The sequence below is a fragment of the Kitasatospora sp. NPDC056273 genome, from assembly GCF_042268845.1.
GTDB lineage: Bacteria > Actinomycetota > Actinomycetes > Streptomycetales > Streptomycetaceae > Kitasatospora.
The window spans coordinates 108,050-125,820 of record NZ_JBHJSJ010000015.1 but is presented as its reverse complement, the minus strand read 5'-3'; the positions used below and the strand labels follow the sequence as shown (position 1 = coordinate 125,820).

15 protein-coding genes are annotated in these 17,771 nt (G+C 74.5%); 8 read left to right on the top strand and 7 right to left on the bottom strand.

From position 1 onward, the window contains the following. The first annotated feature begins 76 nt into the window (after positions 1-76). Complete coding sequence (locus ACFCY1_RS16375) at positions 77-478, top strand: cytochrome C oxidase subunit I (RefSeq protein ID WP_375874991.1); 402 nt, start codon at positions 77-79, stop codon at positions 476-478. A gap of 93 nt (positions 479-571) precedes the next feature. Here the strand turns inward: ACFCY1_RS16375 and ACFCY1_RS16370 are convergent, their stop codons facing one another. Next, positions 572-2,194 (bottom strand): ubiquinol-cytochrome c reductase cytochrome b subunit, encoded by a 1,623-nt coding sequence (locus ACFCY1_RS16370; protein ID WP_074003822.1) that lies wholly within the window; start codon positions 2,192-2,194, stop codon positions 572-574. A 408-nt stretch (positions 2,195-2,602) separates the two neighbouring features. Here ACFCY1_RS16370 and ACFCY1_RS16365 point away from each other — a divergent pair, with 408 nt between their 5' ends. From ACFCY1_RS16365 to efeB, 3 genes are all read left to right on the top strand, one after another. Continuing rightward, the gene (locus tag ACFCY1_RS16365; protein ID WP_049657126.1) at positions 2,603-2,929 is read left to right on the top strand and encodes a hypothetical protein; all 327 of its coding nucleotides are present in this window, start codon (positions 2,603-2,605) and stop codon (positions 2,927-2,929) included. Between the two features lie 242 nt (positions 2,930-3,171). Beyond that, the gene (gene efeU / locus ACFCY1_RS16360) at positions 3,172-5,253 is read left to right on the top strand and encodes an iron uptake transporter permease EfeU (protein WP_375874990.1); all 2,082 of its coding nucleotides are present in this window, start codon (positions 3,172-3,174) and stop codon (positions 5,251-5,253) included. Further along, on the top strand, positions 5,253-6,593 hold the full coding sequence (gene efeB / locus ACFCY1_RS16355; RefSeq protein WP_375874989.1) for an iron uptake transporter deferrochelatase/peroxidase subunit: 1,341 nt from the start codon (positions 5,253-5,255) through the stop codon (positions 6,591-6,593). The genes efeU and efeB overlap by 1 nt, the downstream gene beginning before the upstream one ends. 58 nt (positions 6,594-6,651) lie before the next feature. Here the strand turns inward: efeB and ACFCY1_RS16350 are convergent, their stop codons facing one another. Together ACFCY1_RS16350 and ACFCY1_RS16345 are read right to left on the bottom strand one after the other, a co-directional pair. Next, positions 6,652-8,130, bottom strand: a complete 1,479-nt coding sequence (locus tag ACFCY1_RS16350) for a sensor histidine kinase (RefSeq protein WP_375874988.1) — start codon at positions 8,128-8,130, stop codon at positions 6,652-6,654. Next, positions 8,127-8,807, bottom strand: a complete 681-nt coding sequence (locus ACFCY1_RS16345) for a response regulator transcription factor (protein ID WP_049654967.1) — start codon at positions 8,805-8,807, stop codon at positions 8,127-8,129. Before ACFCY1_RS16345 ends, ACFCY1_RS16350 begins: the two co-directional genes overlap by 4 nt. Before the next feature lie 198 nt (positions 8,808-9,005). On the opposite strand from ACFCY1_RS16345, the gene ACFCY1_RS16340 reads away from it, so the two are divergent. Further along, complete coding sequence (locus tag ACFCY1_RS16340) at positions 9,006-10,544, top strand: glutamate synthase subunit beta (RefSeq protein ID WP_375874987.1); 1,539 nt, start codon at positions 9,006-9,008, stop codon at positions 10,542-10,544. 51 nt (positions 10,545-10,595) lie between these two features. On the opposite strand, the gene ACFCY1_RS16335 is transcribed toward ACFCY1_RS16340, so the two are convergent. Next, the gene (locus ACFCY1_RS16335) at positions 10,596-12,110 is read right to left on the bottom strand and encodes a TolB family protein (RefSeq protein ID WP_375874986.1); all 1,515 of its coding nucleotides are present in this window, start codon (positions 12,108-12,110) and stop codon (positions 10,596-10,598) included. 249 nt (positions 12,111-12,359) lie between these two features. Here ACFCY1_RS16335 and ACFCY1_RS16330 point away from each other — a divergent pair, with 249 nt between their 5' ends. Next, entirely contained in the window at positions 12,360-12,887 is a 528-nt protein-coding gene (locus ACFCY1_RS16330; RefSeq protein WP_049654974.1) for a YcxB family protein, read from the top strand. Positions 12,888-12,916: 29 nt separating this feature from the next. On the opposite strand, the gene ACFCY1_RS16325 is transcribed toward ACFCY1_RS16330, so the two are convergent. Next, a complete protein-coding gene (locus ACFCY1_RS16325; RefSeq protein ID WP_375874985.1) occupies positions 12,917-14,266 on the bottom strand; it encodes an MFS transporter in 1,350 nt (449 codons plus the stop codon). A gap of 127 nt (positions 14,267-14,393) precedes the next feature. On the opposite strand from ACFCY1_RS16325, the gene ACFCY1_RS16320 reads away from it, so the two are divergent. Together ACFCY1_RS16320 and ACFCY1_RS16315 are read left to right on the top strand one after the other, a co-directional pair. Next, the gene (locus ACFCY1_RS16320) at positions 14,394-15,107 is read left to right on the top strand and encodes a TetR/AcrR family transcriptional regulator C-terminal domain-containing protein (protein ID WP_375874984.1); all 714 of its coding nucleotides are present in this window, start codon (positions 14,394-14,396) and stop codon (positions 15,105-15,107) included. Positions 15,108-15,157: 50 nt separating this feature from the next. Next, on the top strand, positions 15,158-15,670 hold the full coding sequence (locus ACFCY1_RS16315) for an isochorismatase family protein (RefSeq protein ID WP_375874983.1): 513 nt from the start codon (positions 15,158-15,160) through the stop codon (positions 15,668-15,670). Between the two features lie 58 nt (positions 15,671-15,728). Here ACFCY1_RS16315 and murQ read toward each other — a convergent pair whose 3' ends face one another. Then, positions 15,729-16,634 (bottom strand): N-acetylmuramic acid 6-phosphate etherase, encoded by a 906-nt coding sequence (gene murQ, locus ACFCY1_RS16310; RefSeq protein WP_375874982.1) that lies wholly within the window; start codon positions 16,632-16,634, stop codon positions 15,729-15,731. Between the two features lie 354 nt (positions 16,635-16,988). Next, entirely contained in the window at positions 16,989-17,669 is a 681-nt protein-coding gene (locus ACFCY1_RS16305; RefSeq protein WP_375874981.1) for a DUF6445 family protein, read from the bottom strand. Positions 17,670-17,771: the final 102 nt, after the last annotated feature.

The following is a 17,771-nucleotide window of genomic DNA, read 5'->3' as shown; positions in this document are numbered from 1 at the left end:
GCGGAGCGATCCCCGTCGGGAGCCCTACCCCGCAGGCTTTCCGGCGGGACGACTCGACAGGACTGGAGGAGCGGTCATGGGTGGCAGACAGCGTCCGCCGAGAGCGCGGACGCCCCGTCAGGGCAGGCCCGCCGGCGTCGGTGCCCGGGTGAACTCCCGGGCGGAGTTCGCCCGCATCGAGGGGTTCCTGGCCTGGGAGGCGGAGGTCGCGGCGGCCGAACGGGACGCCCGCGCGTTCGTCGCGCAGTTCCCGTGGCTGCCGGCGGCGGAGCGGGAGAGCCTCGAACAGGCCTACGCCGCCGACCGGTTGCGCTACGCCGAGGAGGTCGTCGACCGCGCGGTCGAGCGCTGCCGCCGGCTGGCCGCCCGGTACCGCGTCGAGTGCCGCCGGATCTGCGCCCGCTGGGCGGCGCTCTGCCTCTCCGTCACCGTGACGGCGGCGCTGTTCGCCGTGGTCCCGGCCGTCCTGCGCGGCTGAGCGGCCCGGGCCCGCCGTCGACGGGCCCCGGCACGACGAGGGCCCGCCGCACCGTTCCCGGTGCGGCGGGCCCTTTCCAGGTGCGGGAGGGGATCAGTGGTGGCCGTGGCCGCTGCCGATCTCCTCGTGCTCCTCGACGGTGGGCTTGGCGATCTGGCTGTACTCGCCGTAGAAGCCGCGGGAGAGCTTGACCCGCGCGCGGGTCCACAGCCCGGCCTTGCGGGCCACGCCGTTCTCGTCCACCTCGGGCGGCAGCTCGGAGGGCTGCGGCTGGTCGTGCGAGGTGAGGGTGTAGAGCCGGCCCTTCGGCAGCGGGGCGTGCACCTCGACGAACTCGCCGTGCTGGAGGCGGTTGATGACGCCGGTCTCCCGGCCGTGCAGCACCTTCTCCTTGTCCCGCCGCTGGAGGCCCAGGCACCAGCGCTTGGTGATCACGAACACGACGACCGGCACGGTGAAGAAGCCGATCCGCACCGCGTAGGTGATCGCGTTGATCGAGAGGTGGAAGTGGGTGGCCAGCAGGTCGTTGCCGCCGCCGGCCAGCAGGATCAGGTAGAGGCTGATCCAGGCCGCGCCGAAGGCGGTGCGGACCGGCGCGTTGCGCGGCCGGTCGGCGATGTGGTGCTCGCCCCGGTCCCCGGTGATCCAGGCCTCCAGGAACGGGTAGCACCAGATGGCCAGCAGGACGGTCGGGAAGACCATCAGCGGGACGAACACCCCGAGGTTGAGGGTGTGGCCGCCCCAGACGCTGATCTCCCAGCCGGGCATCACGCGGATCAGGCCCTCGGAGAAGCCCATGTACCAGTCGGGCTGGGCGTTGGTGGTCACCTGGTCCGGTCGGTACGGGCCGTACATCCAGATCGGGTTGACGGTGGCGATCGCCGCCATCACCGAGACCACGCCGAAGACCAGGAAGAAGAAGCCGCCCGCCTTGGCGGTGTAGACCGGCAGCAGCGGCATGCCGACCACGTTGCTGTTGGTCCGGCCGGGCCCGGCGAACTGGGTGTGCTTGTGGTAGAAGACCAGGATCAGGTGCGCCGCCAGCAGGCCCACCATGATCCCGGGGATCAGCAGGACGTGGACGGTGAACAGCCGGGGGATGATGTCGTGCCCCGGGAACTCGCCGCCGTAGAGGAAGAACTGCAGGTACGTCCCGACGATCGGGACGGCGAGGACCGCGCCCTCCATGAAGCGGATGCCGGTGCCGGAGAGCAGGTCGTCGGGCAGCGAGTAGCCCATGAAGCCGTCGAACATGCCGAGGATCAGCAGGAGCGCCCCGAAGACCCAGTTGATCTCGCGCGGCTTGCGGAACGCGCCGGTGAAGAAGACGCGCATCATGTGGGTCAGCATCGAGGCGACGAACACGATCGCGGCCCAGTGGTGGATCTGGCGCATCAGCAGGCCGCCGCGCACGTCGAAGCTGATCTTGACGGTCGAGGAGAAGGCCTCGGACATCGGGATGCCCCTGAGCGGGACGTACGACCCGTCGTAGACGACCTCGCCCATGCTCGGCACGAAGAACAGGGTGAGCCAGACGCCGGTGAGGATGATGATGACGAAGGTGTAGAGCGCGATCTCGCCCAGCATGAAGGACCAGTGGTCGGGAAAGATCTTGCGCAGGTTGGCCTTGGCCAGGGAGTAGATGCCGAGTCGGCCGTCCGCCCAGTCGGCGAGCGCCTCGGCCTTGTTGGCGGGGTCGGCGCGCGTGGTGGTCACCGGTCCCGGCTGCGACTGCTGGTCGGCTCTCACGACGGGCTCCCCGGCGTCCGCGGCGTACCGTGCCGGAGGCCCGCCGGCGGGAACGGCGGCCGGCGAAGTGTTGTGATCATGGGACCTCTCGATACGGGCCCGCCGGCGGGACCGGCGCGCGGACCAGCTGTTCCGCTGGGCCCGTTGCTCAGGGTGATGGAGCGCTTACTCTGTCATGCTGTCGGCAGGGGGCCGACTGTGCACGTCCATCGGCCCGTCCGGCCGTGCGTGTCGGGCCGGACGGGGGTTCCTGACGCCCGATCGGCTGGCCGCCGCTCGGCCCAACGGGTGCCGATGCTGCGGTCGGGTGCCGCTGAAGCGTTTCGGCGCGCGCCGCGTCCGGGGGTCGCGAGGTCCGGGGCCTACGCTGCGCCAATGGTGGATCACCGTGAACTCTTCGAGGACGTCACCGAGGCCCTGGCCCGCGCCGGGTTCGACACCGGACCGGGCCCCTCACCGCTGTGGATCGACCGCCACCCCGAGGGCGTGGTGGTCGGCTGGACGCCGGGCGCGGAGCCGGGCGGGCCGCCCTCCCGGGAGGCGCTCGCGGCGCTGAGCGGCGCGGCCGCGGTCGTGCTGCGCGAGTGCGGCTACCTCGTCGCCGGAACGGAGGAGGGTGATCTCCTGGTGCGTTGCGCCGAACCGGTGACGGTGCCGGAGTCGCCCGAACCGGAGGCGGTGCCGGAGCAGTGGTGGGGGTGACCGGGGGCTCCTGACGATCCCTCCGGCCTGCGGGTTTGGTCAACACGAGGGCGAGCTCATACCGAACCCTTACCCGAACCGGGGGTGCGGTTGACCTGCACGGCTCTAAGGTTTGCCTAAGCTAAGCCGTGGCGCCCTGGACCGCAGTGTCCGGGGCGTTCGGCTGTGCCGCCCCGCCGCCACCGCGGCGGGGTCGAGGACAGGTGAACGACCCGGGCCGGCCCGGGGGAGGAGCCCGCCGCATGTGGGATGAGGCGTTTCCCAGCTTCCTGATCGGTCTGCGCGAGGGCCTGGAAGCCGGACTGATCGTGTCGATCCTGGTCGCCACGCTGGTGCGGGCGGACCAGAAGGCCCGGCTGCCCCAGGTGTGGTCGGGCGTCGCGGCGGCCGTCGCGCTCAGCCTGAGCTTCGGCGCGGTGCTCACCTTCACCGCCGCCAACCTCTCCGGCCACGCCCAGGAGGCGTTCGGCGGGGTGCTCAGCCTGATCGCGGTCTGCTTCGTCACCGCGATGGTGTTCTGGATGCGGCGCTCGGCGCGCACCCTCTCCGCCGAGATCAAGGAGAAGGTCCAGGCCTCGCTGGCGATGGGCGCCGGCGCGCTGGTGCTCACCAGCTTCCTCGCGGTCGCCCGCGAGGGCCTGGAGACCTCGCTCTTCCTGTGGACCAACGTGCGCACCGCCGGCGAGTCCACCGGGCCGCTGATCGGCGCGGCCGTCGGCCTGGTGCTCTCGGCCGGGCTCTGCTGGGGCCTGTACCGGCGGGCCCTGAAGATGAACCTCACCCGGTTCTTCACCATCACCGGCGTCGGACTGATCGTCGTCGCGGCGGGCGTCCTCGGCTACGGCCTGCGGGACCTCCAGGAGTCCGGCCTGGTCGGCGGCGGCACCTCGTACGCCTTCGACCTGAGCGGGCGCCTGGACGCCTCGTCCTGGTACGCGACGCTGGTCCAGGGCACCCTCAACCTGACCGTCACCATGACGGTGCTCCAGGTCGTCGGCTACGTCGCGTACCTGGGCGTCGTGATGACGCTGTTCGTCGAGGGGGTCCGCAGTGGCGGGCGCGCCCAGGCGGCCCCGGCCGCCGCTCCCGCCGCTCCCGCCGAGGCGAAGCCCGCCGCGGGCGGGGCCGAGGGCGAGGGCGGGGGTACGGCCGGACCGGTGCGGGCGGGCCGGCCGCGCTGGGTGCTGCCGACCGCGGCGATCGCCGTGCCGGTCGTGGTGGCCGGCGTGGTGATCGCGGTCAGCGAGGGCAAGCAGGGCGGCTCCGCCACCGTCGCCGTCTCCGAGCAGGAGTGCGGCAAGGGCTTCGCCGACCCGCGGCCCGGCCAGCAGGTGTTCCAGATGCGCAACACCGGTGACAAGGTCGCCGAGGTCTACCTCGTCGACCCGGGCAGCGGCGCGGTCTACGGGGAGATCGAGGGCCTGGCCCCCGGCACCACCCGCGCCCTGACCGCCACCATCGGCTCCGGCGACTACGCCTGGCGCTGCGTGCCCACCGGTGGCAAGTCCGTCACCTCGGCCGCCGTGCACGTCAGCGGCGCCGCCGTGGTCAAGGCCGTCAAGCCGGTCGCCGAGGAGGACCTCAAGGCCCCGCTGGACAGCTACAAGGAGTACGTCGACCAGGGCCTCGCGACGCTCGTGACGGAGAGCCGGAAGCTCCAGGCCGACGTGCGCTCCGGGGACCTCGCCACGGCGAAGGCCGACTGGCTCACCGCCCACCTCCAGTACGCCTCGCTCGGCGCCGCGTACGGCACCTTCGCCGACCTCGACGGCAAGATCGACGGCCGCCCGGACGGACTCGCCGAGAAGGAGCGGGACCCGGGCTTCACCGGCTTCCTGCGGCTGGAGTACGGCCTCTGGCACGACCAGTCCGCCGCCGAGCTGACGCCCGTCGCCGACGACCTGGCGCAGAACGTGGAGAAGCTGGCGCACGACTTCCCCGGCCAGGACTTCGCCCCCGGCGACCTGCCGCTGCGCGCCCACGAGATCCTGGAGAACACCCTCCAGTTCGAGCTGACCGGCGACACCGACATGGGCAGCGGCACCAACCTGGCCACCGCCCAGGCCAACCTGACCGGCACCCAGGAACTGCTGACCCTGCTCCAGCCGCTGCTCGACGAGCGGGACCCGCAGGTGCTCGTCAAGGTGAACGCCGGGATGAAGCGGGTCGGCGACCTGGTCGCCGCCGCCCACCGGCCCGAGGGCTGGACCCCGGTCGACCGGCTGCCCGCCGACACCCGCCGACAGCTCAACGGCGCCACCGGTGAACTGCTCGAAGACCTCGCCCCCGTCCCCGCCCTGCTCGAGATCCGGAAGGCCGCCTGATGACCGACCACACCGCAGCCACCGGCTCCTGCCCGTTCCCGCACGCCGCTGCCGCCGCCTCCGTTGCCGCTGCCGAGGCCGTCGGGGAGGGCGGCTGCCCGGCCGGACCGGCCCGGCGCAGCTTCGTCCGGGCCGCGCTCGGCGCGGGCGCCGGAGCGGCCGTGCTGGCCGGCGGCGGCCTCGCCCTCGCCGCCGGACCGGCCGCCGCCGGGGACGGCACGCAGGAGAAGGCCGGGGCGGTGCCGTTCCACGGGGCCCACCAGGCGGGCGTCACCACGGCGGCCCCCGGCTTCGCGGCCTTCGTCTCCTGCCAGGTGATCGCCCAGGACCGCAAGGGCCTCGAAGCGCTGTTCCGGACCCTGACCGAGCGGATCCGCTTCCTCACCGCCGGCGGCACCCCGCCGGACCTCGGCGTCGGCGCGCCGCCCTCGGACAGTGGCATCCTCGGCCCGACCGTCCCCGCCGACCACCTGACCGTCACGGTCGGCGTCGGCGCCTCGCTCTTCGACGACCGCTACGGGCTGGCCAAGGCCAAGCCCGTCAGGCTCGCGCCGATGAGGACCTTCCCGAACGACAACCTCCAGGCCGCCGAACTGCACGGCGACCTCTCGCTGCAGATCTGCGCCGACCGCCAGGACACCGTGCTGCACGCGCTGCGCGACATCACCCGGCACACCCGGGGCGCGCTGCAGATCCTCTGGCGGATCGACGGCTTCCAGAACCAGTCCCGCCCGGACGGCGCCCAGCGCAACCTGCTCGGCTTCAAGGACGGCATCGTCAACCCGGACACCGGCTCCGCGCGCGAGATGGACCGGCTGGTCTGGGTCACCGACGGGACGGGCGAGCCGGCCTGGGCGACCGGCGGCAGCTACCAGGTGATCCGGATCATCCGGATGCTGATCGAGTTCTGGGACCGCGTCACCCTCACCGAGCAGGAGAAGATGTTCGGCCGCCGCCGGGACACCGGCGCACCGCTGGACGGCGCCCGGGAGACCGACGCGCCGGACTACGCCAAGGACCCGGACGGCAAGGCGATCCCGCTCGACGCCCACATCCGGCTGGCCAACCCGCGCACCGCCGACACCGACAACTCGCGCATCCTGCGCCGGGGCTTCAACTACGACCGGGGCGTCGACCGGGCCGGGAACCTGGACATGGGCCTGGTGTTCTGCTGTTACCAGCAGGACGTGGTGCGGCAGTTCGAGGCCACCCAGACCCGGCTGATCGGCGAGCCGCTGGTGGACTACATCTCGCCGACCGGCGGCGGCTACTTCTTCGTCCTGCCGGGGGTGAAGGACGAGGCCGACTGGCTCGGGCGGGGGCTGCTGGCCGCCGTCTGACGGTGACCGGCCACGCGGACGGGCCCGGCGCTGCCACGCGCCGGGCCCGTCCGCGTGCTCAGCCGTCGGGCCCGTCCGCTCCGTCGGCGCCGAGGGTGAAGCCGATCACCGCGCCGCCGCCCTCCCGGTTGGCGGCGAAGGCCGTACCGCCGTGCGAGCGGGCCACCTCGTGCACGATGGCCAGGCCCAGGCCGGAGCCGGGCAGGCCGCGGGCGGCGGTGGCCCGGTAGAAGCGGTCGAAGACCCGGTCGAGGTCGGCCGCGTCGATGCCCGGGCCGCGGTCGCGCACCTCCACCCGCGGGCCGCGCACCACCACCTCGATCGGGCCCGTCCCGGCGGGGTCGAACTTGGCGGCGTTGTCCAGCAGGTTGCCCACCGCGCGGGCCAGTGCGTCCGGCCGGGCGGTGACCACGGTCGCGTCCGCGTCCACCACGACCTCCCGGTCGCCGCGCCGCCGGGCCTGGGCGGCGGCCTGCCGGACCACGTCGGCGAGCAGCACCTCGGTCGGCTGCTCGTCCGCCCTTCGGTCCGCCGCGAGTGCCACCAGCTCCTCCACCAGCTGGGTCAACTCGCGGGTCTCCTCGACCAGATCGGCCATCAGCGCGGCGCGTTCGGCGGGCGGCAGCCGGTCCAGGCTGGGGAGCACCGAGAGGTTGGTGCGCAGGCTGGTCAGCGGGGTGCGCAGCTCGTGCCCGGCGTCCTGGACCAGTCGGCGCTGGTTCTCCTTGGCGGTGGCGAGCCGGCCCAGCATCCGGTCGAAGGCCCGGCCGAGCCGGCCCACCTCGTCCGTGCCGGCGGCGGGCACCGGGACGTCCAACCGCCCACTGGCGGCGACCAGTTCGGCCGCGTGGGTGAGCCGGACCAGGCGTCGGGTGATCCGTCGGGCGAGCAGCCGGCCGGCCCCGCCGGCGAGCACCGCGACGATCGCCACCAGGGCGACCGTACGGGTGCGCAGGGTGGTCAGCAGCTTCTCGGTGGGCCCGACCTGCTGGATGATCTGGACCGCCCCGCGTCGGCCGCCGAGCGAGACCACGCCGACCCGGTAGGCCTCGCGGTGCTCGTGGCGCAGCCCGATCGAGGTGCGGCCCGGCTGGTCGGCGTGGGCGAGCTCGTGGTCGGACGGGCTCGGCGGCAGGTCGAGCCGGGCGGTGCCGGGCAGCACCGCGCCGTCGGGGTCGAGCGACTGCGTGGTGACCCGGATCGGGCGGACCAGGTCGGCGCTCAGGCCGCTCGGGCCGGCGAAGTCGCCCGGGAAGAGGACTTCCCGCTGGACCTGGCGGCCGACGGAGTCGACGGCGGCGCCGAAGTCGGCGGTCTCGTCATCCCGGATCAGCCGCGCGGCGGCGTCGTAGCCGAGTGCGCCGATCAGCACCGCGACCAGCGCGGCGATCGCGGCGAAGGCCAGCGCGAAGGTGGTGGGCAGGCCGGGGCGCGGCAGCCGGGGGAGACGGGGGAGCCTGCCGGTCGGGCGCGGCGGCCGGGGCGCGCGGCGGGCCGGGCGCGGGAACCGGGGGAGGCGGCGGGCCGGGCCGGTCACGGCTCGCGCAGCGTGTAGCCGACGCCGCGGACGGTGTGGATCAGCGGCGCCAGGCCGGGGCGGTCGAGCTTGCGGCGCAGGTAGCCGATGAACACCGCGAGGTTCTTCGAGCCGGGGCCGAAGTCGTAGCCCCAGATCCGCTCGTACAGGGTGGCCTGGTCGAGGACGGCGCCGGCGTGCCGGGCGAGCAGCTCCAGCAGGTCGAACTCGGTGCGGGACAGTTCGAGCTCCTGGGCGGCGCGCCAGGCCCGGCGGGCGGGCGGCTCGATCCGCAGGTCGGCGACGGTCAGCACCTCGGTGGCGGACTCCGGTGGACGGCGGCGAAGCATGGCGCGCAGGCGGGCGAACAGCTCGTCCACGTCGAAGGGCTTGACCAGGTAGTCGTCCGCGCCCGCGTCCAGGCCGGCGATCCGGTCCGGCACCTCGACCCGGGCGGTGAGCATCAGCACCGGGGTGCGGTCGCCGGCCGCGCGCAGCCGGCGGCAGACCTCCAGGCCGTCCGGCTCGGGCATCATCACGTCGAGCACCAGGACGTCCGGGCGCTGCTCCGCGAGGACGGCCAGGGTCTGGGTGCCGTCGGCGGCGACCCGCACCCGGTAGCCCTGCAGCATCAGCGCGCGGGCGAGCGAGTCGCGGATGGCCCGGTCGTCCTCGGCGATCAGCACGGTGTGGGTCATGGCGGAGATTCTCCCTGGCGTGCTCACGGCGGTGCCGGGCGGGGGCGGGGTGTCCGGGCCCGCTCCGCGGCCGCTCCGGGGCGGTCCGTGACGGCCGGGGCTGTCGCGCGGTGCTTCGCGGGCGTACGGTGGCCGTACGGTGGCGCGCCGCCGGGTGGGCCGCCTGATCCGAGTCGGCACGCCCTGCCGGAGGCCGCGATGGCAGACCGGATGGCCTTCTTCACCACCCCGCGCGAGGAGCGGGTGCGGCGTGATGCGCGGGAGCGGCTGGGGGACTGGCGGGAGGTGTACCGGCCCGGCCCGCTGCTGCCGGTGGTGGGCGGGCAGGCGGGGCGGTGCATGGACTGCGGGCTGCCGTTCTGCCACAGCGCCTGTCCGCTCGGGAACCTGGTGCCGGAGTGGAACCGGCTGGTGGCGGAGTCGGGGACGGGGTCCGGGGAGGGGGCCGGAGCGGGCGCGGAGGTCGGCGCGGAGGCCGGCGCGGACTGGCGGGCGGCCGCGGCACGGCTGCTGGCGACCAACAACTTCCCGGAGTTCACCGGGCGGCTCTGCCCGGCGCCCTGCGAGAGCGCCTGCGTGCTGGCCATCGACGGCGCGGCGGTGACGATCAAGAACGTGGAACTGGCGATCGCCGACCGGGCCCTGGACGCGGGCTGGGACGGGCCCCGGCCGCCCGACCGCGCCGAGCGCTCCGGTGGGCGGCGGGTCGCGGTGATCGGCTCGGGCCCGGCCGGGCTGGCCGCCGCCCAGCAGCTGACCAGGGCCGGGCACGCCACCACGGTGTACGAGCGGGCCGACCGCGCGGGCGGGCTGCTGCGGTACGGCATCCCGCCGTTCCGGCTGGAGAAGCACCGGCTGGAGCGCCGGCTGGACCAGCTGCGGGCCGAGGGCACCGACTTCCGCACCGGGGTGTGGGTCGGCCGGGACGTCCCGGGCGAGGAACTGCGGGCCGGGTACGACGCGGTGGTGGTCGCGGTGGGCGCGACCGCCTGCCGGGAGCTGCCGGTGCCGGGGCGGGAGCTGACCGGGGTGCACCAGGCGATCGAGTACCTGACCTGGGCGAACCGGGTGGACGAGGGCGACTGCCCGGTCTCGCCGCTGTCCGCCGAGGGGCGGCACGTGGTGATCGTCGGCGGCGGCGACACGGCGGCGGACTGCCTGGGGACGGCGCTGCGCCAGCGCGCCGCCTCCGTCACCCAGCTGGACATCAACCCGCGGCCGCCGCGGGACCGGGCCGACGGGCAGCCCTGGCCGGTGTACCCCAAGGTGTACCGGGAGACCACCTCGCACGAGGAGTCCGGTGCGGCGGAGGCCGGGCCCCGGGTGTTCGCGGCCACCACCGTCGGCTTCGAGCCCGGCCCGGACGGCCGGCTGGCCGCCGTCCGCTTCGCCGAGGCCGAGCCCGCCGACCGCAGCCCGCGGGCGGGCACCGAGCGGAGGCTGCCGGCGCAGCTGGTGCTGCTCGCGCTGGGCTTCACCGGGCCGGACCCGGACCGGCCGCTGTTCGCCCAACTCGGCCTCGCCACCGGGCCGGAGGGCACCCTGGCCCGGGACGACGGCTTCGCCACGGCGGCGGAGGGCGTGTTCGTCGCGGGGGACGCCGGGCGCGGGCAGTCGCTGATCGTCTGGGCGATCGCCGAGGGGCGGGCGGTGGCCGCGGCGGTCGACCGGTACCTGCGGGGGTGGACGGAACTGCCGGCGCCGATCCGGGCCTCGGCGCGGGCGCTCACGGTGTGAGACCGGGAGCACCCGCGCCGGTCGGGGTGGTGAGGGTGGTCGGGGCGGGTGTCAGAACAGCGGCAGGCGGCGGAGGAACACGTCCTCGGCGTTGTTGGTGTCCCCCGGGACGAGGGTGCCGTCGGACGAGGTGAACACCACCGCGGTGCCGAAGGCGTCGGGGAACGGGCCGTACGAGGAGCCGGTGGTCTGGGAACCGTCGCCCGCCACGCTGACCCGCTCGGTGCGGCCGGTCCACAGGTCGCGCCGGAACACGTCCTCGGTGTTGTTGGTGTCGCCGGGGACGAGGTTCTCCGCCGTCGAGCTGAAGTAGACCCACCGACCGTCCGCCGTCAGTCGGCCGCCGAAGGAGTCGAGGGTGGTCTTCGTCCCGGGCAGGCCGATGCTGACCAGTGTCTCGGTGCCCTGCCGGAGGTCGCGGACGTACAGCTCGAAGTGGCGGTCCCAGGAGGTGTCGCCGTGGACGACCCAGGAGGAGTAGACGGCGTAGCGGCCGTCCGGGCTGATCGACGGGTCGGCCGCGCCCTTGTAGCCGCCGTCGGGGGCCGAGGAGGCCAGGCTGGTCCGCCCGGCGCGCAGGTCGCGGACGTACAGCGGGTAGAGGCGCGGCTTGAGGAGCTCCGGGTGGGTGTCCGGGCGGGCGTCCGGGCGGGCGTTCGGGCGGGAGTCCGGGCGGGCTTCCGGGCGGAGGGAGTCGGCGGCGAACTCCTCGTCGGAGCCGGCCCTGAGCTCGGCGACGGCGGCCGGGGAGAGGGCGTCGGGCCGGCCCGGGCCGATGAGGTTGGTCGCCTTGGAGATGAAGACGACCGTGCTGCCGTCGCCGCTGATCTCCGGCGAGGCGGAGGAGGCGTCGGCCTCCTTGCCGTCCGCGCCGACGCTGACCAGGCGGGTGTCGCCGGTCCAGAGGTCGGTGACGTAGATGTTGCCGCCGAACCAGGTGACCGTGCCGGGGGCGAGGTCGCTGCGGTTGGACTGGTAGGCGACGTAGCGGCCGTCCCAGCTGATCGAGGGGACGTCGGACACCCGGTCGGTCTGCGGGGCTCCCGGCGCCTTGCCGACGCTGACCAGCCGGGTCTCGCCGGTCCAGCGGTCGTGGACGTAGACGTCCTGGTAGCCGCGGTTGGCGCCGGGGGCGAGGTTCGTGGCGCTGGAACCGAACGCCACGTAACGGCCGTCGCCGCTGATCGCGGCGTGGTGGGCGGCGCCGTCGGCCTGGACGCCGCCCGGGCCGGTGTCGACCCGTTCGGTGCGGCCGGTCCACAGGTCGCGGACGAAGACGTCGACGGCGCCGTTGGTGTCGCCGGGCACCAGGTCGGCCGCCTCCGAGGTGAAGACGGCGTAGCGCCCGTCGGCGCTCAGGCCGTGGGCCTGCGAGGCGCCGGTGGCCTGCGCCTGGCCGGGGCCGACGGAGACGCGTTCGGTGCCCGTGCCGCCCGGCCAGGTGGACGGTTGTGTGGTGGACGGAGCCGCCTGGGCGGGGGCGGCGACGGTGATGGTGACGGCGGCGGCCAGTGCGGCGGCCGCGAGGGTGCGGGCCGCGCGCAGTGGGCGGCGGATGCGGGTCATCGGGTTCCCTCCCCTGGGATCGGGCCGTGCCGCGTCGGCGGTGGACGCCGAACTCCCCGGCGGCCGGCTCGGGGTGAGCCAACCGCCGGGCGGGGTGGTCGGTCAACGGGTGGGTGCCGGGAGCGGCGCATTCACGCCGGAGGGCCGGGAGGCCGTGGACGCGGTCGCATCGGGTACGTACGGTCTTTGCTACGATCCGGCGAAGCTGGTGTCAGGAGTTGTGCGTACATGGGTCGGAGGGTGTGGGACGTGGGTTCCGACGAGCGGGCGGTGACGTCGGTCGAGGTCCGCTACACCCCGACGGCCGAGGACTTCCGGGAGGCCTTCGCGGCGTGGGAGCGGTGCACGGCGGCCGGACGCCGGTCGCGGCTGGCCGTGTACACGGTGGCCGTCGGCGGGACGGCGGTCGTCGGGCTGCTCGCCGTCCTCGGCGGGACGGTGCTGCGGTTGCTCGCCCTGCTGGTGGCGGTCGTGCTGCTCGTGGTTCTCGCGGGGCCCGCGACGCGGGTGCGGCGGGTGACGAGGACGGCGAGGGAGAAGGGCGAGTTCAGGGTCCTGCTGGACGACCAGGGGGTGGTCGTGAGCACCGAGGCCTCGGTCACCGAGTTCGCCTGGTCGGAGCAGCGGTACTACCTGGAGACGCCCCGGCTGTTCCTGCTGTTGAAGGGCAGCGAGGAGACCGGTGTGCTGACCATGCTGCCCAAGCGCGGGGTCGACGACCTCCGGGGGCTGGCGGAGCTGATCGACCGGCACGCGACGGCGCTCGTCCGGGACTGAGCAGTCGTGGGGTGGGTGCGGCGGGCGCGTCACGGGGTGGGCTCCGGCGCGACCGGCCCGGTGCGGTGCGCCCGCTGGTCGTAGCGCCAGAGTGCGGGGAGCGCGGCGGACACGGCGGCCGAGCTGCCGAGGCAGAGCAGGCCCCCCGTGCGCAGTGCCGCCCGGATGCCCTGGCGGGCCGCGAGCCCGCCCGCCCGCAGGTCGCCCAGGGCCGGCCCGGCGGAGCCGATCAGCATCTCCAACCCGGCCGCTCGGCCCCGGAGTTCGTCCGGAATGGACTGGTTCCAGATGGCGCTGCGGAAGGTGTCGCCGACCCAGTGCGCGCCGCCCGCGACGGTCAGGCAGAGCAGGACGGCCCACAGGCCCGGGGCGAAGGCGGCCGCCGCCGTCGCCGCGCCGACCAGGGCGGCGGAGAGCAGGACCAGCCGGCCGTGCCGGTGCACCCGCTCCGCCCACCCGCCGGTCGCGGCGGCGATCAGGCTGCCGGCCGCACCGGCCGAGTAGAGCAGGCCGAGCGCCCAGGTGGCGTCCAACTCCGCGGCCAGGAACGGGAAGAGCGCGGTGGGCAGGGCGAAGACGGTGGCCGCGAGGTCGGCCAGGTAGGTGCCGACCAGATCGGGCCGCCGGGCCGCGTACCGGGCGCCGCCGAGGAACTCGGTGAGCCGCGGCGCCTCGGCGTCCCGCTCCGAGGGGACCGGCCGGACCCGGGCGAGCAGGGCGATCGAGAGCAGGAAGGTGCCGAGATCGACCAGGTAGGCCGCCGGGACGCCGGCGGTCGCGATCAGCAGGCCGGCCGCCGCCGGGGCGGCCACGCCGCCGATGCTCCAGCGCAGGGAGAGCAGGGCACCCGCCGCCACCAGCTGGTCCTGGGGCACCAGGCGGGGGACCATCGCCTCGACCGAGGGCTGCTGGATGCCCTGGATCGCCGCCGCCACCCCGGCGGCGACGTAGAGCGGCCAGACGGCGGGGGTGCCGAGCAGCGCGTTGGCCAGCAGTAAGGCGCTGAGCGCGGCCAGGGCGACCTCGGTGGCCAGGGCGACGGTGCGGCGGTCGGCGCGGTCGGCGAGGACGCCGCCGTAGAGGCCGAACAGGATGACGGGCACGAGCTCGACCGCGCCGACCGCGCCCACGGCCAGCGGCGAGCCGGTGAGGTCGGCGATCTGGAGCGGGATCGCGGTCATGGTGAAGATCGAGCCGAGCAGGGTGACGGTGCCGGAGGTCCAGGTCAGCCGGAAGTCCCGGGAGGAGCGCCAGGGGGCGGTGTTCGGCAGCAGGCGGGACCAGGGGCGGTCGGGGCTGGAGGTGGGGTTTGGTCCGGAGGTCGGGTTCTGGTCGGGGCTTGGGTCGGGTCCGGAGGTGGGGTTCGGGTCGGAGGTCACGAGGGGTGGGATCCCTTCGCGGTCGTCGGCGTCGCGACGGCCGTCCTTATCGCTGATAAATTCCAGCTCGGGAACTTATCGGCGATAAGGTGGGTCTGGCAAGCGGATAACCCAGGAGGGCGATCGGATGGCGCTGCAACGCGACGAGGTGGTGCGCACGGCGCTGCGCCTGCTCGACGAGGAGGGCATCGACGGGCTGACCACCCGCCGGCTCGCCCGTGAACTCGGCGTCCAGTCACCGGCGTTGTACTGGCACTTCAAGAACAAGCGGGAACTGCTCGATCTGATGGCCGAGGCGATGCTCGCCGAGGCCCTCCCGCCCGACCGCGAGCCGGACCCGGCGCACTGGCCCGAGTGGATCGCCGCCGACGCCCGCGCCAAGCGCGGCGCCCTGCTCGCCTACCGCGACGGCGCCCGGGTGCACGCCGGCACCCTGCCCAGTGAGGACGAACTCCCGGCGGTAGAGGCCCAGTTGGCCGCCCTGTGCGGGGCCGGGCTGCGCCCGCGCACGGCGCTGCGGCTGCTGCTGACCGTCGACCGGTACATCATGGGCTGGGTCACCGAGGAGCAGGCCTGGCGGCAGGACACCGCGGACCGCGACCGGCCGCCGTTCCCGGACGAGGCGCTGCGCGAACTGCCGCTGCTGCGCGAGGCGGTGGACGTGCTGCGGATGACCGACCACGACGCGGACTTCGAGTACGGGCTGCGGGTGCTGATCGAGGGGTTCCGGGCGGAGATCGCGCGGGAGGCGGGGGCGGAGGGCGCTCCGGTGACGGCGGAGGGCGCTCCGGCGTCGGAGGTCCGGGCCTCGGAGGGTCGGGCCCAGGAGGGGCGGTCGTAGGATGGGCCGGTTGTCGGACGGGCCGGCGTGACTGGACTAGCGTGACGTCCATGACCACCCTTGATCCCCGCAGTACGGCCCTGGTCCTGATCGACCTGATGGACCGGATCGTCGCCAACCCGCTCGCGCCGCGCACCGGTTCGGAGGTAGTGGAGGCCTCGCTGGAGCTGGCCCGGGAGTTCCGGGCGGCGGGCGCGCCCGTGGTCGCGGTGCGGGTCGAGCGGCCGAACGTCGCCGAGCAGCCGCCCGGGAGCGGGCTGGTCGCGGAGGTCGCGGCGGTGGCCGACGAGGTCGTGGTGAAGCGCACCATCGGCGCCTTCCAGGGCACCGGCCTGGACGGGCTGCTGCGGGCGCGGGGCGTGGAGACCCTGGTGTTCACCGGGATCGCCACCAACCTCGGCGTGGAGTCCAGCGCCCGGGCCGCCGGCGACCACGGGTACCGGCTGGTGTTCGTCGAGGACGCGATGGCCGCGCTCACGGCGGAGGAGCACCGGGCGTCGGTGGACCTGGACTTCCCGCGCCTCGGAGAGGTCGTCGTGGCGGCGGACGTGCGGTTGGGGTGAGTCGGCGGGGGACGGGGCTACGGCCAGGCGGGTTTTAGCCGGGCTCGATGGAGGGTTGTTACGGCAGGGCGAGGCGGAGGGCTTCGCGCAGCCGTCCCTCCGAGGCCGTGAGCAGGCGCGCGGCGGTGGGGGCGTCCACGTCCGCGAGCAGGGAGAGGATGGCGTCCTTGACCCGGCCGCCGGTCGCGCTCAGGGCGCGGTCGACCGCGGTCCCGTCGGCGCCGGTCGCCTCGGCGACGATCCGTCGGGCGCGGTCGCGCAGCTTGTCGTTGGTGGCGCGGAGGTCGACCATCAGATTTCCGTACGTCCGGCCGAGCCGGACCATCACCGCCGTGGACAGCAGGTTGAGCACCAGCTTCTGCGCCGTGCCCGCCTTGAGCCGGGTCGATCCGGCCAGCACCTCGGGGCCGACCTCCACCTCGATGCCCAGCTCGGCCGCGGCCGCGAGCGCCGAGCCGCGGTTGCACGCCAGCCCGACGGTCAGCGCCCCCGCCGCGCGTGCGGCGCGGACGGCGGCCAGCGGGTAGGGCGTGCGGCCGGAGGCGGAGACGCCCACCAGGGTGTCGGCGGGGGTGAGGGCGAGTGCGGTCACATCGGCCTCGGCGAGGTCGGTGCGGTCCTCGGCGCCCTCGGCCGCCGCCGTGACGGCCGGGCGCCCGCCCGCGATCAGGCCGACGACCAGCGCCGGATCGGTGCCGAAGGTCGGCGGGCACTCGACGGCGTCCAGCACGCCGAGCCGCCCGGCCGTCCCGGCGCCCGCGTAGACCAGTCGGCCACCACGCGCCATCCGGGCGGCCACGGCGTCGACCACGGCGGCGATCCGCTCCAACTCCCCGGCGACGGCCTCGGGCACCGTACGGTCCTCGGCGTTCATCAGCCGGAGCAGCTCGACCGTGGGCAACTCGTCGATCGCGGCCCACTCGGGGCGGATGGTCTCGGTCGCGGGAACGGTGTCACGACTCATGCGCCCGCCTCGCTTCGCGCGGCAGTGCTGTTCGCCCAGGCACATCGTCCGATGATTCGCTCGTTCATGCGGCCAGCCTCCCCGGGTGCGGGGTGCCCGAATCCGGGCAAGCGTGGATGGAGGGCATGAGGGGGCCGGAGGGAGGCGCAGGCGGTCTGGCCCTCGCTGCGGCCGTACTTCGGCGAGCGGGTGCCGGCGGAGGCCCGGACGCTCGGGCTGCCGGGTGAACCGGCCGCACTGGGGGCGCTGGTCGGGCCGGCGGACCAGGCCCGGTTGGCGGCGGCGCTGACCAGGGCGAGTCTGGCGCACGTGGGCGCCGGCTGAGGGGTGGGTCGTCCGGAGAGTGGGTGGGGGTCACGCCATCCAGAAGAAGACCGCCGTCATCCGCCGCTCGGCCAGGTCGGTGCCGTAGTAGCCGGTGGCGCTGTGGATCAGGTTGGCGTGGTAGAGGAGCAACTGGTTGTAGCGGTTGGGGACGCGGACGTCCTCGGTGAAGTGGTCACCGGGAACGTGGCGGGTGCCGAGTGCCTCGACCAGGTTGTTGTGCGGGGTGTTGACCAGGTTGCCGCCGAGGCGGCCGCCGGGGAACTGCTGGCGGTAGAAGCTGGTGCCGGCGTCCTTCGGGGCGCCGGGGCTGAGGTAGAGGACGGCGGCGTAGCGACAGAGCGCGCGGGAGTCGGTGTGGGGGCGGGATTCCGATTCCCCGGCACCGACGACCTGGACGCAGTTGTGGTTGAGCGTGCCGCCGCCCGGGGTGCTCTGCACCCAGAGCCGGGAGGCGCCGGTGGCCTTGCGGACCAGCGACTCGACCCGGGCCAGTTCCCCGGGTTCCAGGCCCGGCATGGTGCGCAGCCCTGGCCAGGTCTCGGGGCGGTGCGGGTAGCCCTCGGTCCAGTCCCCACGGGCCAGACAGCGCTCCCGGACGGCGTCCGGGTCGGGCAGCACGTTGTCCAGGACCCAGTAGTCACGGCCCCGGGTGGGCTTGCGGTAGGGCAGGATCGGCAGGGTGGTGGGCCTGATGGGCTGTGAGGGCATGGGCCGACGATAGAGGCGGCCATCGCCAACCTTCTGCCGTGAGCAGGTCAACCTTTCGTCAAGGGTGCTCCGGCCCGGACACGTGGTTCAGCCCCTGGTCGG